Annotated in this window: 12 protein-coding genes; 4 read left to right on the top strand and 8 right to left on the bottom strand. The window is 63.5% G+C overall.

Translation table 11 applies throughout. The features are described 5' to 3' along the window. Positions 1-323: 323 nt before the first annotated feature. Positions 324-2,264 (bottom strand): PrkA family serine protein kinase, encoded by a 1,941-nt coding sequence (locus SMD10_RS03210; protein WP_331684208.1) that lies wholly within the window; start codon positions 2,262-2,264, stop codon positions 324-326. A 760-nt stretch (positions 2,265-3,024) separates the two neighbouring features. Here SMD10_RS03210 and SMD10_RS03215 point away from each other — a divergent pair. The 4 genes from SMD10_RS03215 (at position 3,025) to SMD10_RS03230 (ending at position 7,402) form a co-directional block, all read left to right on the top strand. Further along, on the top strand, positions 3,025-4,029 hold the full coding sequence (locus SMD10_RS03215; protein ID WP_331684209.1) for an ABC transporter substrate-binding protein: 1,005 nt from the start codon (positions 3,025-3,027) through the stop codon (positions 4,027-4,029). A 229-nt stretch (positions 4,030-4,258) separates the two neighbouring features. After that, positions 4,259-5,254, top strand: coding sequence for an ABC transporter substrate-binding protein (locus SMD10_RS03220; protein ID WP_331684210.1), 996 nt, complete (start codon positions 4,259-4,261; stop codon positions 5,252-5,254). Between the two features lie 185 nt (positions 5,255-5,439). Then, entirely contained in the window at positions 5,440-6,327 is an 888-nt protein-coding gene (locus SMD10_RS03225; RefSeq protein WP_331684211.1) for an ABC transporter permease, read from the top strand. After that, on the top strand, positions 6,320-7,402 hold the full coding sequence (locus SMD10_RS03230; protein WP_331684212.1) for a quaternary amine ABC transporter ATP-binding protein: 1,083 nt from the start codon (positions 6,320-6,322) through the stop codon (positions 7,400-7,402). The genes SMD10_RS03225 and SMD10_RS03230 overlap by 8 nt, the downstream gene beginning before the upstream one ends. Before the next feature lie 55 nt (positions 7,403-7,457). Here SMD10_RS03230 and SMD10_RS03235 read toward each other — a convergent pair whose 3' ends face one another. From SMD10_RS03235 to SMD10_RS03265, 7 genes are read right to left on the bottom strand one after another with little or no spacing between them, the layout of a single operon-like run. Next, on the bottom strand, positions 7,458-8,567 hold the full coding sequence (locus SMD10_RS03235) for a hypothetical protein (protein WP_331684213.1): 1,110 nt from the start codon (positions 8,565-8,567) through the stop codon (positions 7,458-7,460). A gap of 13 nt (positions 8,568-8,580) precedes the next feature. Next, positions 8,581-9,942: an MBOAT family O-acyltransferase gene (locus SMD10_RS03240; RefSeq protein WP_331684214.1), complete on the bottom strand. Its 1,362-nt coding sequence runs from the start codon at positions 9,940-9,942 to the stop codon at positions 8,581-8,583. Positions 9,943-9,999: 57 nt separating this feature from the next. Beyond that, complete coding sequence (locus SMD10_RS03245) at positions 10,000-11,769, bottom strand: carbamoyltransferase family protein (protein ID WP_331684215.1); 1,770 nt, start codon at positions 11,767-11,769, stop codon at positions 10,000-10,002. A 9-nt stretch (positions 11,770-11,778) separates the two neighbouring features. Further along, positions 11,779-12,180, bottom strand: a complete 402-nt coding sequence (locus SMD10_RS03250; RefSeq protein ID WP_331684216.1) for a hypothetical protein — start codon at positions 12,178-12,180, stop codon at positions 11,779-11,781. Then, entirely contained in the window at positions 12,180-13,115 is a 936-nt protein-coding gene (locus tag SMD10_RS03255; RefSeq protein WP_331684217.1) for an SGNH/GDSL hydrolase family protein, read from the bottom strand. The genes SMD10_RS03250 and SMD10_RS03255 overlap by 1 nt, the downstream gene beginning before the upstream one ends. A gap of 15 nt (positions 13,116-13,130) precedes the next feature. Further along, entirely contained in the window at positions 13,131-13,559 is a 429-nt protein-coding gene (locus SMD10_RS03260; protein ID WP_331684218.1) for a DUF5989 family protein, read from the bottom strand. A 52-nt stretch (positions 13,560-13,611) separates the two neighbouring features. Continuing rightward, positions 13,612-14,157 carry a DsbA family protein gene (locus SMD10_RS03265; protein ID WP_331684219.1) on the bottom strand — a complete coding sequence of 182 codons (546 nt, stop codon included), beginning with the start codon at positions 14,155-14,157 and terminating at the stop codon, positions 13,612-13,614. Positions 14,158-14,271 lie beyond the last annotated feature (114 nt).

Genomic DNA, 14,271 nt, shown 5'->3' on the forward strand with positions numbered 1-14,271 from the left:
TCGGCGGCGCACAAGTCGAACGACATGGGCTGCCTAGACCATCCATATGTTCGCAGGTTTTCAGCACAATGCCACGAGGTATTTTCGTGGGCCTGCCCAAGCCGCATCTTCGCGAACACAAGGAAAGATGGTCGGCGACCCTTTGTCCGGACAGGGGGGAGGCTGTCAAAAAAGCGAGACGACATCCGACGCGGCTCGCCGGAGCGGCGCGGCACAGCCGGGCGCGGCCGCCGGGCAGGGCAAAGCCCCGCCCGAAAGACCGACCGTTGCCGGCTGCAGCACAGCGACGCTGCACCGTCTCCCAGGTCATGCGCCGCTGCGGCTCAACTTGCCTGCCGGACACGCATGTACCATTCGACGAGACGACGAACCTGGCGCTCGGTGAAGCCGCGCTTCATCATCCGTTCGACGAACTCGTTGTGCTTCTTCTCCGTCTCGCTGTCGCGCTTGGAGCCGAAGCTGATCACCGGAAGCAGATCCTCCACCTGGCTGAACATGCGCTTTTCCACGACGTCGCGGATCTTTTCGTAGCTCGTCCAGGACGGGTTCTTGCCAGAGTTGGAGGCGCGCGAGCGCAGCGAGAACTTCACCACCTCGTTGCGGAAGTCCTTCGGGTTGGCGATGCCCGCCGGCTTCTCGATCTTGGAGAGCTCCTGGTTGAGCAACTCGCGGTCGAGAAGCTGGCCGGTGTCCGGATCCTTGAAGTCCTGGTCCTCGACCCAGGCGTCGGCGTAGGCGACGTAGCGGTCGAACAGGTTCTGGCCGTAGTCGTGGTAGGATTCGAGATAGGCCTTCTGAATCTCGTTGCCGATGAACTCCGCATAGCGCGGCGCGAGCTCGGCCTTGACGAACTCCAGATAGCTCCGCTCCGTGTCCTCGGGGAACTGCTCGCGACGAACCGACTGTTCGAGCACGTACATGAGGTGGACCGGATCGGCCGCGACCTCCTCGGTGTCGTGGTTGAAGGTCGCCGACAGGGCCTTGAAGGCGAAGCGCGTCGAGATGCCGTTCATGCCCTCGTCGACGCCGGCGGCGTCGCGATACTCCTGCATGGTCCGGGCCTTGGGATCGACCTCCTTGAGGCTCTCGCCGTTATAGACACGCATCTTGGAGAACAGGTTGGAGTTCTCGTGGGCCTTGAGGCGCGACAGCACGGCGAAGCGCGCCAGCATCTCCAGCGTGTCGGGCGCGCACGGAGCGCTCGAAAGCTCGGAGTTGCGCAGGAGCTTCTCGTAGATATGGGTCTCCTCGTCGACGCGCAGGCAGTAGGGCACCTTGATCACATAGATGCGGTCGATGAAGGCCTCGTTGTTCTTGTTGTTCTTGAACGAGCGCCATTCGGACTCGTTCGAGTGGGCCATGATCATGCCGGTGAACGGGATCGCGCCGATATTCTCGGAGCCGACATAGGAGCCTTCCTGCGTCGCCGTCAGGAGCGGATGCAGCATCTTGATCGGCGCCTTGAACATCTCGACGAATTCGAGCACGCCCTGATTGGCGCGGTTGAGCCCGCCGGAGTAGGAGTAGGCATCGGGATCGTGCTGGGCGTGCATCTCCAGCCGCCGGATATCGACCTTGCCGACGAGGGAGGAGATGTCCTGGTTGTTCTCGTCGCCGGGCTCGGTCTTGGCGATGCCGATCTGGCGCAGCCGCGAGGGCATCAGCTTGGCGACCTTGAACTTCTTGATGTCGCCGCCGAACTCGTCCAGGCGCTTGACGCACCAGGGGCTCATCAGGCCGGTGAGGCGGCGGCGTGGAATGCCGTATTCCTCTTCCAGGATCGGCCCTGAAGTTTCGGGATCGAACAGGCCGAGCGGGCTTTCGAAGACCGGACTGATCTCGTTTCCTGCCTTGAGCACGTAGATCGGTTGCACCTCCATCAACGCCTTGATGCGTTCGGCAAGGGAGGATTTGCCGCCGCCCACCGGGCCGAGCAAGTAGAGGATCTGCTTACGCTCCTCCAGGCCCTGCGCGGCCTGGCGGAAGAAGGCGACGATGCGCTCGACCGTCTCCTCCATGCCGTAGAATTCTGCAAAGGCCGGGTACAGGCGGACGGTGCGGTTCTGGAAGATGCGGCCCAGGCGGGAGTCCTGGGAGGTATCGACCATTTCAGGCTCGCCGATGGCCGCCAGCAGCCGCTCGTGCGGGCCGGCATACATCAGGGGATCGTATTTACACGCTTCCAGATAATCCTGGACGCTCATGACGGTCTCGCGACGCGCCTCATAGGCCTGCGAATAGGAATCGAATAAAACGCTCGACATTGCGCCTCCATTCCAGCCCGTTCATCTGGGATGCCGACGCCGGATCGCCTGACATAGCGGCCCGGCCCCGTTAACGGGCCGTCTGCGGTTAAATGCTCAGACGTTCGCCACCCTTCACGGCGACTCCTTGCGCCCTGGCTCCGTGGGCTTGGCCCACCTGCCGATTTCTAGTGCGGGCACCCGCCCCTTGTGCCTCACAGATGCGACTACCGGACATATTGTACGGACGCAGAACCAGGTCGGATGCCGCGACCGATGTCCGAAATGCCATTTCCTCACGGCGAACGGCCGGAGGATGCGGGTCGTCGAGTCCGTAGTCCGGACTTCTCTCGGTTCCCGACACGACCGATGCGCCAGCCTTATCAAAGCTCCGGCGCCGGGTCCTGCGCCGAATCGGCTATCGCGCGCATCAACGGGCAGGTTCTCAGCCCCGCCGCCAACTTGCAAGTTAAAACCGAGGTGATGGCCAATCATCGTGAACGGTTGGAAATTTCGGTTTGGTGACGGTCAGCATCACTTCTCCTCCGGCGTCGGATCGTCATGACAATGATATCCATTGTAGCTGTCAAGTTGTTGTCAGCCGCGACGAATGGTCCGGGTGGGGTTGGATTCTCAGGCCAGGATGTCTACGATGCCGCCACATTCCGGGCTGCGAATTCCCGAACATGTGTGTTCTTTGCCGCGTGCCCAATACATCGGCTATTGGCATCGATGGATGCTATGGCTGTCATATGAACTTGCAAGAAAAACGAGGAAACTGATGAAGTTCCTGACGATATCGACTTTTCTCAGTGCGTCTGCTTTGGCGCTCATTGCCCCCGGGACCGCGCAGGCGCAGGAGAGCTGCGATCTCACCATTTCCAACATGAATTGGGCGTCGGCGGAGGTCCTGGCCTCCATCGACAAGATCATTCTGCAGGAAGGCTTCGACTGCCAGGCGCGACTGGTGCCGGGCGACACGATGCCGACCTTCGCGTCGATGTCGGAGAAGGGGCAGCCGGACATCGCCCCGGAATTCTGGGCCAGCCAGTTCCGCGACCAGCTTGATCAGGCGGTCGAGGAAGGCCGGATCGTGGTCGGCATCAAGTCGCTGTCGGACGGCGGCGAGGAGGGTTGGTGGATTCCGCAGTATTTCGCCGACGAGCACCCCGAGATCGAATCCGTCGCCGACGCGCTGGCTCATCCCGAGTTGTTTCCGTCGAGCGAGGATCCGTCCAAGGGCGCCGTCTACGGCTGTCCGTCGGGTTGGGCCTGCCAGATCACGACGGCGCAGCTGTACAAGGCCTACGACGCCGACGACAAGGGCTTCGTGCTGGTCGACCCGGGCTCGGCGGCGGGTCTCGACGGCTCGATCACCAAGGCCTACGAGAACAAGCAGCCCTGGCTCGGCTACTACTGGTCGCCGACGGCGATCCTCGGCAAGTACCCGATGAAGAAGCTGGCGATCAACGGCGAGTTCGACCAGGAGACCTGGGACACCTGCAACTCGGTGGTCGACTGCCCGGATCCCAAGGTCATGCCGTGGCCGGCGTCGCCGGTCTACACCATCATGACGCCGGAGCTGGCCGACGCGCCGCAGGGCGTGCAGGACTATCTGGACACCCGCGCCTGGGGCAACGATCAGGTCAACGAGCTGCTGGCCTGGAAGGACGACAACCAGGCCACCGGCGAGGACACCGCCTATTACTTCCTGGAGAATTATCCGGACGTCTGGGGCGAGTGGGTCTCCGACGACGTCGCCGAGAAGATCAAGGGTGCCCTCTAGCGCCGGGTAACCTCGTCTTCCGTGGGCTCCCCCGCCAGGGCGCGATCGGGCGCCGGAACAGGCGGCGGGGCCGCGGGATTGGCTTCTCGGGGCGCGGTGTTTACCATGCCGCGATCACGAGTTGCGAATGACTGGACCGTGCGCGCCCATTGCGCCCGTCCCAAAAACCGTGGCCATCGCCCCACCGGACGGTGGCTTCGGCATACAACAACAGAGCAAGGGAAAGCCCATGAAGTTCCTGACGACAACGTTTCTTGCCGCAGCTGCCTTGGGTTTCGTCGCCCCCGCGCAGGCGCAGGAGAGCTGCGATCTCACCATCTCCAACATGAACTGGGCGTCGGCCGAAGTGCTGGCGTCCATCGACAAGCTCATCCTGGAAGAGGGGTACGATTGCCAGGCCGAACTCGTGCCCGGCGACACGATGCCGACCTTCGCCTCGATGACCGAGAAGGGCCAGCCGGACATCGCGCCGGAGATGTGGGTCAACCAGTTCCGCGAGCAGATCGACGCCGCAGCCAAGGAAGGCCGGGTGACCTTCGCGGCCGAAGCGCTGTCGGACGGCGGCGAGGAAGGCTGGTGGATTCCCCAGTATCTCGCCGACGAGCACCCCGACATCCAGAAGGTCTCCGACGCGCTGAAGCATCCGGAGCTGTTCCCCTCGCCGGAGGATCCCTCCAAGGGCGCGATTTACAATTGCCCCGCCGGATGGGGATGCCAGATCACCACGGCGAATCTGTTCAAGGCCTATGACGCCTCCGACAAGGGCTTCGTGCTGGTCGACACGGGTTCGGCGGCCGGCCTCGACGGCTCGATCGCCAAGGCCTACGGGGGCAAAAAGGGCTGGCTCGGCTACTACTGGGCGCCGACCGCCATTCTCGGCAAGTATCCGATGAAGAAGCTCGATTTCGACGCCGAGCACGACGCCGACGAATGGCAGAACTGCACGACGGTGGCCGACTGCGCCGATCCGAAGATCAACGCCTGGACCAAGTCCGAGGTGTTCACCATCGTGACGCCTTCGGTGGAGAAGGCGTCGGCTGGGGTGCAGGAGTATCTGAACAATCGCTCCTGGGGCAACGACATCGTCAACAAGCTGCTGGCCTGGAAAGACGACAATCAGGCCACCGGCGAAGACACGGCGTACTACTTCCTGGAGAACCAGCCGGACGTCTGGACGAAATGGGTGCCCGAGGACGTCGCGAAAAAGATCAAGGACGCCTTGTAGAATCGAACGAGAAGAGGGCCCGGGCGAAAGCTCGGGTCCTCTCGGTTTCAGCCTAAGCGTGTAGACGTGGAGCCGGCAAGCTCGGCCGCGTCCGCACGCCTCGATCGACCGGCGCGAGCATGCTCCGCCGGAGCTTCGTCGCCTGGCAGACCTTGCGGGCGTACGACCCCTAGTTGGAGAGGCCTTTGGACTGGCTCACTGAATTTCCGCAGATCGCAGGACGCGATCTGCGTTTGATGTCCCGCACAATCGACGGACAGTATCGCGCCTTCTCGCGCGCCTATGGCGACAATATTGAAGCCTTCTTCCGTCCTCTTCTCGATTTCCTGCTGTGGTTCGAACGGCTGTTGATCGCAACGCCCTGGTGGCTGGTGATCATGGTGATCGCCGCCATCGTCTGGTTCGGCAGCCGATCCAAGAAGATCACCGCCGGCACGGTCATCGCGCTGGTCCTGATCGGCGTGTTCGGCATGTGGGAAGATACGATGCGCACGCTGTCGATCATCGTGGTGTGCACCATCCTGTCGATCGTCATCGGCATGCCGATCGGCATCCTCATGTCGCGATCGAACAAGGTACAGGCGGCCATCAACCCGATCCTCGACGTGATGCAGACGATGCCCTCCTTCGTCTATCTCATCCCGATCGTCATGCTGCTCGGCATCGGCCTGATCCCCGGGCTGATCGTCGTCGTCATCTATGCCATGCCGCCGATCATCCGGCTGACCAATCTCGGTATCCGGCTGGTCGACAAGGAAGTGCTGGAAGCGGCCAACGCCTTTGGCGCCAGCGGCCGGCAGAAGCTCTTCCAGGTGCAGATGCCGCTCGCCCTGCCGACCATCATGGCGGGCATCAACCAGACCATCATGATGGCGCTCGCCATGGTCGTCGTCGCCTCGCTGATCGGCGTGCGCGGCCTCGGCCAGCCGGTGCTGCAGGCGATCACCAACCAGTACTTCACGCAAGGCCTGCTCAACGGCCTGGCGATCGTCGCCATCGCCATCATCTTCGACCGCGCGAGCCAAGCCTACGGCAAGCGCCTCCAGCGTCACCGGGAGGCGGGACATGGCTGACGACATCGCAATCAAGGTCTCGAACCTCTACAAGATCTTCGGACCCAACGACAAAGCCTATGTCGAGCCCGTGCAGCAGGGCATGAGCAAGTCGGAGCTGCTGGCGCAGCATCAGCACGTGCTGGGTCTGAAGGACATCAACATCGACATGCCCAAGGGCGCCATCCAGGTGGTCATGGGCTTGTCGGGTTCGGGCAAGTCGACGCTGATCCGCCATATCAACCGGCTGATCGAGCCGACCGCCGGCGAAATCCTGATCGGCGAGGAGAACGTCCTGCAGATGTCGCAGAAGCGGTTGCGCGACTTCCGCCGGCATCGTGTCTCGATGGTGTTTCAGCGGTTCGCGCTGCTGCCCCACAAGACGGTGATCGACAACGTCTCTTACGGCCTGTCGATCACCGGCGTGCCGAAGGCCAAGCAGCGCGAGACGTCGATGTACTGGATCGAGCGGGTCGGCCTGGCGGGCTACGAGGACAACTATCCGGCCCAGCTTTCCGGCGGCATGCAGCAGCGCGTAGGCTTGGCCCGGGCGCTCGCCACCGACGCCGAGATCCTGCTGATGGACGAGGCGTTCTCGGCGCTCGACCCGCTGATCCGCATGGACATGCAGTCGGTGCTGCTCGACCTCCAGAAGGAGCTTCACAAGACCATCGTGTTCATCACCCACGATCTCGACGAAGCGCTGCGGCTGGGCGACAAGATCGCGATCCTGCGCGATGGCGAGATCGTGCAGCAAGGCACCGGCCAGCAGATCGTCTTGACACCGGCCGACGACTACATCTCGGCCTTCGTGAAGGAAGTGAACCGGGGCCGGGTGATCCAGGTGGAAACCATCATGGACGTGCCGGACGGTCCGGTGGTGCCGGAGCCGAACAGCGTTCCGGTCAAGCGCGGAACGGTGATCGAGGAAGCAGCCAAGCGGATGAGCGACGCGGAGACGACGCGCGCCCATGTGGTCGACCGCGAGACCAGGCAGCCGGTCGGCTTGCTCACCATGCGCTCGATCATGGCGGCGATGGTGATGCCGCTGCCGTCCGACGCGCTGAGCGAGGAACAGCTCGAAGCGCTGGCCTGACGGAAAATGCCGTGTCGGACCTTTGCCTGCGCGAAGATCTCCGACGGGGCGGCGGCTACTGTGCCGATACCCGCGACGCCAAGGAGGCGATCTTTCCACTGGCCAGAAGTTTGCGCAGTTCCATCGCCAGTGCCTTGGCCAGCACCAAGGTGCCCTTGGCGGTGTAGTGCTGTCCCATGTCGAGATAGGCGTGGTCCACCCCGTCGAGAGCATGCGTCAGATCGATGACCGGGATCCGCTGCTGTGCCGCCATCCGCTCGATCAGATGCTGATAGGCGATTGCATCGGGACGCCTCTTGCGCATGATCGACAAGCCCTTGGGACCAATGCCGAGATTGACGGCGTTGGCAGAGCCCGTGAACATCATCGGGGGCAGGACGGCTACATACGGCACGCCGCGGGCCTCGGCCATGGCTTGGCCGCCGGCGAAGTCGGCCATGACGCGGTTCACCATCGAGTCGATTTCCTTCGGGCTGCCGTCGCAGCGCTGTGGCGGTTTCGGTTTCGTCAGATAGTGGATGATGCGCCGGGCGCCATACAACAGCCGGAGTTCGTGCGGATCGAGGACCTCGGCGTCCTCTGGCACGAAGTTGCTGCACAGGAACAGCAGTTCGAGCGGTCCGGCGAGATGGAGGACTAGGTCGGTCCGATCCGCCAGGGGGCTGCTCAGCCAAGAAGCCACGCTCTCGTCGATGACCATCCTTGGCACCGCAAAATTGGCGACTGAGAGCCCTGGCCACTCATCCTCCAGCCGGGCCGACAGCGTCTCATCGTCGTTGATGAAGGGACCGAAAGTCTGCGAACCGCCCAGTAGGGCGACATCCAGCACGGGATCGGCGACGGGCAGGTGGCCGTTCAGCCGAATGCCGTCGGGCGTGATGTTGACCGTTTCGGATCGGAGGGGCGCGTGTTGTGTGCCGTCGGCGACCGTGGGCACTCTTTCGACGGAATAAAAGTCCTGCATGCTCCGGTCGCGCGGGCCGCCGGGTTCGTATTCCGGATTGGCCTTGGCGAGCACGCGCTGGTAGCTTTCCGCCGGATCGGAGAAGTCGAGCGAACCCGCGTAGAGGATGGCGTCGAGCGTCGCGTCGACCAGCATCAGCAAGATCAGCAGAACCAGGAATCCCTGCAGCGCGCCTGAAATGATGCCGAGGAGTTTTTTCATGGAGACGTGCTCCTCAGAAATCGAAGTAATAGAAGGCCTGCGGCCGGCCCGCCGCGATCAGGCTGCAGGCCAATACCACCGTCAGCCCCAGAGGGATCACCAGGGGCGCAGGCAGACGCGCGCCGAAGCCCTGTATCCGGTCGACCTGATCCCAGGGATGCAGGACCAGCAGTGCCCCGCACAAGGCAAGCGTCAGAAGCCCGCTGTCAGGGAAGCTGAAGGGACGATCGAAGGCCAGCAGGCCTCGATAGACTTGAAGTGCCTCGGTGAAGCTGCTGGCGCGAAAGATCGTCGTGGTCATCGCCCAGAGGATGAATGTCGAGGCGATCAGCGCGACTCGGTGCAGACCTGTCTGCCGCATCGCCGTCTTGTTGAAGTCGGTCTTGGCTTCGATCGTGAGGATGACGCCCTGTACGGCGCCCCACACGACGAAGGTCCAGGCGGCGCCGTGCCAGAGGCCCGAGACCACCATGGTCAGGAAAATGGCCGCGTGGGGCGCCGCATGGCGCAACCGCCGATGCAGCGGGACCATGACGTAGTCCCTTAGCCAGGTGGACAGCGTGATGTGCCAGCGACGCCAGATTTCCGACATGCAGGTCGACAGATAGGGAGAGCGAAAGTTCTCCGGGAACTGGATTCCGAAGAAGGCTGCGAGCGCGATCGCCATGTCGGAATAGGCGCTGAAATCGCAATAGATCTGGACGGCGAACCCAAGCATGGCCAGGGCTGCCTCCGCCGGGCTCAAAACGGCGCTGGCCGCGAACAGCTGGTCCACCGTTGCGCCCACGGGGTCGGCGATCAGCACCTTTTTCAGCATTCCGGCGGCGAACAGCGTCAGCGCCGGAGCGGCGCGGTCCCAGCGGAGACGCAGGTCCGGGAGCTGCGGAATGAGCTGATGAGAACGCAGGATCGGTCCGGCGATCAGGTGCGGAAAGAAGCTGACATAGACGGCGATGTCGAGAGCCGAGGGCAAGGGATCGGTGCGCCGGACCGCGTCGACGATCAAACTGATGATGGTGAAGGTGACGAACGATATTCCGAGCGGCAGGAGCCAGCCGAGGCGACCGGGATCGAAACCGGTCGTGGCTTCGATATTGGCCAGCACGAAGTCGCCGTACTTGAACAGAAGAAGCGGCGACAGAGCGATGCCGACCGCCAGCGGCAAGAGGCGCCGCCGTGCCCGCACGATCCGTGTCAACGCCCAGCTCATGGCGATCAGGCCGACGAGCAGGAGCACATAGGGCGGGTACCACCAGGCATAGAAGAACAGGCTCGCGACCAGCACCAACGGCAGGACGTGGCGTCGGGGGCAGATCATCATGGCGACGATCAGCACCGCAAGGAAAGCGAAGAAGATCGGAAGTTGGAACAGCATCAGGCGACGTCTTCCGATCGATCCACGATCGTGGCGGGAAGCTGGAACATGCGGTGTTCAATCCGGTGCGAACTGGCGTCGGGGAAGGGCCCGCACATTGTCCGGCTGGTCCTCCTTGTGAAGAAAGACGTCGCCGATCACCAGCCGGTCGATTCCGGTTTCCATGAAGCAGTTGAACGCGTCCTCGGGCGTCAGGACGATGGGCTCGCCGCGCACGTTGAAACTGGTATTCACCAACATCGGACATCCGGTTTCCGCCGCGAAGGCGGACAGAAGCTCATGGAAGCGCGGATTGGCTTCGGCTTCGACGGTCTGCAACCGCGCCGTCTCGTCGAGATGCGTGACCGCCGGCACCACAGCCCGGCCCCGGCCGGGCGAGGCATGGGCGACGACGCTCATGAAGGGCGAGGGGTGGACGTCCGCGAACCATTCGTCAGCGGCTTCCGCGAGGACCGATGGGGCAAACGGGCGGAACGACTCGCGAAACTTGATCTTTAGGTTGAGCGTCTTCTGCAGGTCGGGAATGCGCGGATCGGCCAGGATCGAGCGATTGCCGAGCGCACGCGGTCCGAATTCCGCGCGTCCCTGCATCCAGCCGACGATCAGCCCCCTCCCCAGATCTTGGGCCGTGCGGGCCGTCGTGCGCTCGGCGGTCTCCACTTCGTAGACGGCGCCGAGGGCGTCGAGACGCCGGATGACGTCCTGCTGCGAGAATACCGGACCGAGAAAGACCTGTTCACCCGGAAGCTGCGGCCGGGGAGATTCCTCTCCCATGTGCCAGAAGGCCATCGCCGCCCCCGCGGCGCCACCGGCGTCGCCAGGCGCGGAGGGCAGCCAGATCCGGCGAATGCGACCGTCCGCCAGGATCGCCCGGTTGGCGACGCAGTTCAACGCGACGCCGCCGGCCAGGCAAAGGCAATCCTCGCCCGTCAACTCGGCCGCGTGGCGCGCCAGGCCCACCATCGCCCGGTTCGTCACTACCTGCAGCGACGCGGCGATGTCCATGTGGATCTGCTCTAGCGGTCCTTCGGGCTCGCGCGGCGCGCAACCGAAGAGATCGGCCATCCGAGGCGAGTACATACGCAGCTGTGTCGCGAAATCGAACCAATCCATGTCGAGACGGAAAGAGCCGTCGTTGCGCAAGTCGATGAGGCGGTCCGCCATCAGTTCCGCGAAGCGTGGCCGGCCGTAGGGGGCCAGTCCCATCACCTTGTACTCGCCGGAATTCACCTTGAATCCGAGGAAGGTCGAGATTGCCGAATAGAACAGGCCGAGAGAGTGGGGCAGGCGCTGTTCGGCAAGGGTCTCTATGGTTCGGCCGCGACCGTGCGCGACGGTCGTCGTGGCCCATTCTCCAACGCCGTCGACCGTCAGGATGGCGGCATTCTCGAAGGGCGACGTGTAGAAGGTCGAGGCGGCGTGGGACAGGTGATGGTCGCAGAAGCCGAGGCGTTCGTTCCACCGATCGCCGCCCGGCAGCGACTTCAACTCGTCGGCGATCTGCCCCTTCTGGAACAGTTTTTCCCGTGTCCAGCGCGGCATCGCCTCGTGGAACAGGGGAAATCCTTGCGGTGCCATGGCGAGAAACGTTTCGAGCAGCCGTTCGAACTTCACGAAGGGCTTTTCATAGAAGACCACCGCGTCGATCTCGCCCATCGTCAGGCCGCGGTCTTCCAGAATCCAGCCCACCGCATGGATCGGAAAGCCCGCGTCGTGCTTCTGCCGGGTGAAGCGCTCTTCCTGCGCGGCCGCGGTGAGCCGTCCATCCTCCAGCAATGCCGCCGCGCTGTCGTGGTAGAAGGCCGAAATGCCGAGTATCCGCCGCATCCGATCCTCTCAGAACTGGTCGTCGAAGCCGCCCGGGCCTCGCTTGGCACAATCCGGCCGGCGCCAATAGCTGGGCAGTGCCGGATCGGGCCGGAGCGGGAACATGGACGGGCGGACCGTCTTGAGGACGAGGCCGACGGGAAGGAAGCACCCGAAGAAGATCACCGTGAGGAGCAATCGGTTGAGCACGCGGTGCAGCACGGTGGTGACGGCCTTCAACAGCCGGTTGGCCGGAGCCAGAAGCTTTGGCTGGATCAGCGCCACGAGGCCGAAGAGAACGGCGATGACAAGTGGAATACGAGCCACCCGGCCGGTGGCGAGCCAGATCCACAGCGAGGACATCGCAAAGGCGAGGGCCAGCGCCAGCCCCGACACTCGATCGCGATCCTTGTACCAGACACGGTGCTCCATCACAGCATGTCCGCCAGGCGGTGGACGATGCGGCTGAACGCCTCGCCATTCGGGTGAACGTCGTCGGAGGACACCCACCAGTCGGCGGAGGGCCTGTCGAGCAGCAACGGGCGGGCATCGAGGAAGGCCCAGCCCCGGTGCTCGGCCTCCTTCTCGGCGATGTCCGTCATGAAGCCGAAACGATAGTCCTGAAGGTCATGCGGCTCGGGGATCATGACGACGATGACGCGATAGCCGTCTTCGGCCTGAAGCGCGGCCAGGCGATCGAAGGCGGCATCCATTCCGGCCCGCCCCTCGCCGCCTGTCCACAGCTCACGATAGGCATCCGTCAGGCTCGTTTCGCCCATCGCGCCGCTGGCGATCTGGCGGACGAAGGTGACCGCAAGCGCCGCCAGCTCGCTGTGTTCGACGAGCCAGTTTGTTTCGGGCGGCTGCGCGATCTCCGCGGCGCGCGGGGTCAGAAAAAGGACGACCGTGTCGGCCTTGATCTTTTGGCTCAGCTTCGCCCAATGGGCGACGATCTGCGACAAATTCATATTGCCGACGCCGCCATTCAGGACGTCGGTTCCCGGCGGAAGCAGCGCGGCCAACTGGCTGCTGAGCGTCCGCTCTTCCGGTACGCCCCAACCGAACGTGATCGAATCGCCGATCAGGGCAATTCGTTCTTGAGGATCCGATGACGGTTCCGGGCCCCGCAGACCCAGGCTGTTGATCCGGACGTCGACGCCCTCAAGCCGGGCTTCCTTGCCCGGTATGTGCTCGTGCCCGATCGCGGGATCGTCGCTGACCCGCTTCAACGTGCGGGCGTAGCGCCACATCTCGATGACGTAGCTCTTTTGGTCGGCGGTGGCGACCCGCAGAACGATTTCGCCAACGGCCAGGGCCGCGACAATCCCGACGAGCGCCCAAAGGGCGGATCGCAGAAAATCTTTCATGCCTCGACCGCTGCGTCAGAAGATCGCGTAGACGAACGGCGCCCAGGCAGCGCTTTCCGCGATGATGAAGAGGCCTGCCAGAAGCACCAAGACGATGACGAAGGGGATCATCACCATGCGCGAGCGCTTCGACATGAGAAAACGCGACAATTCATGGAAAACAGATAGCTTCATGGCGGCGTATCTCCAGATTCTCGCGACCATTCGTCCGGTGATCGCGAGACCAAAAGCAAGCGCGTGGTCGATGTCACGACCGCCTACGCTGACCTGCATTCCTATGCCAGCTAAACAAACGGGCCGCCAGTATTCAGATGGCCAGTTCGAAGCATTTGCGCCCCCTTCCAACAGAAATGTCGGCCTGCCGCGCCGTTTCGGACGCGAGCCAAACCTGACGCCGGACGCATGGAGGCGATCAGCGCGAGGATATCGGCCGACGACGATCATGGCGTGGCTCCCGGCCGATCGACGAGGCGTCGGTGCGGTTTCGGCCTCTGATCTACAGGCGGGTGATCCAGTCCGACACGGCGTCGCCGCTGCTCATGTCGGCCTGCACCAGGCCGTCGATCATGAAGGTCGGCGAAACGTGAATGCCGTTTTGGCGGGCGTAGCGACAATGGCGCTTGATCTCCTTGTCGAGGTCGGGAATCGCGAAGGCGCTCGCCAGCGCCACGCCACTATGAGATTCGAGGCGGGCGATGATGTCGTTGGGCGTGGCGTCGAGGTTCGGGCCGCCGCAATGATGTTCGAACTCGAATTCCTCGCGACGCGCGGCGACCGCCGCCAGCACGGCCTTGGCGGCCCGCTTGCCCTCGGGAAGCGTCGAGGCGGCGATGACACAGCGTGTCACAACGCCGGAAAACATGTGCCAGGGCTGCGATTGCAGCCAGATGCGGATGGCGATCTTCTCTTCACCGGCCTGGGCCAAGAGCTCGTCGAGCTTGCCGAAGGCCTTGACCGAGAACGGGCAGGTCGGTTCCAGGAACACCTCGAAGGATTTCGGTCCATGGCCCCAGACAAGGGGGTCGGCGCGCCATTCGCTCATCGGCTTGGTCTCGCGTTTCACATCGTCTTTGGGCGTGCGACGGCGCCCGCTCGAGGCGACACGTAGCGGCCTTCTCCTTCGATCCAAGCCCTTCTTCGCTTCGATCCAGCCGGA

Source organism: Consotaella aegiceratis, from assembly GCF_036541425.1.
In the GTDB taxonomy this organism is placed as follows: domain Bacteria; phylum Pseudomonadota; class Alphaproteobacteria; order Rhizobiales; family Rhizobiaceae; genus Consotaella; species Consotaella aegiceratis.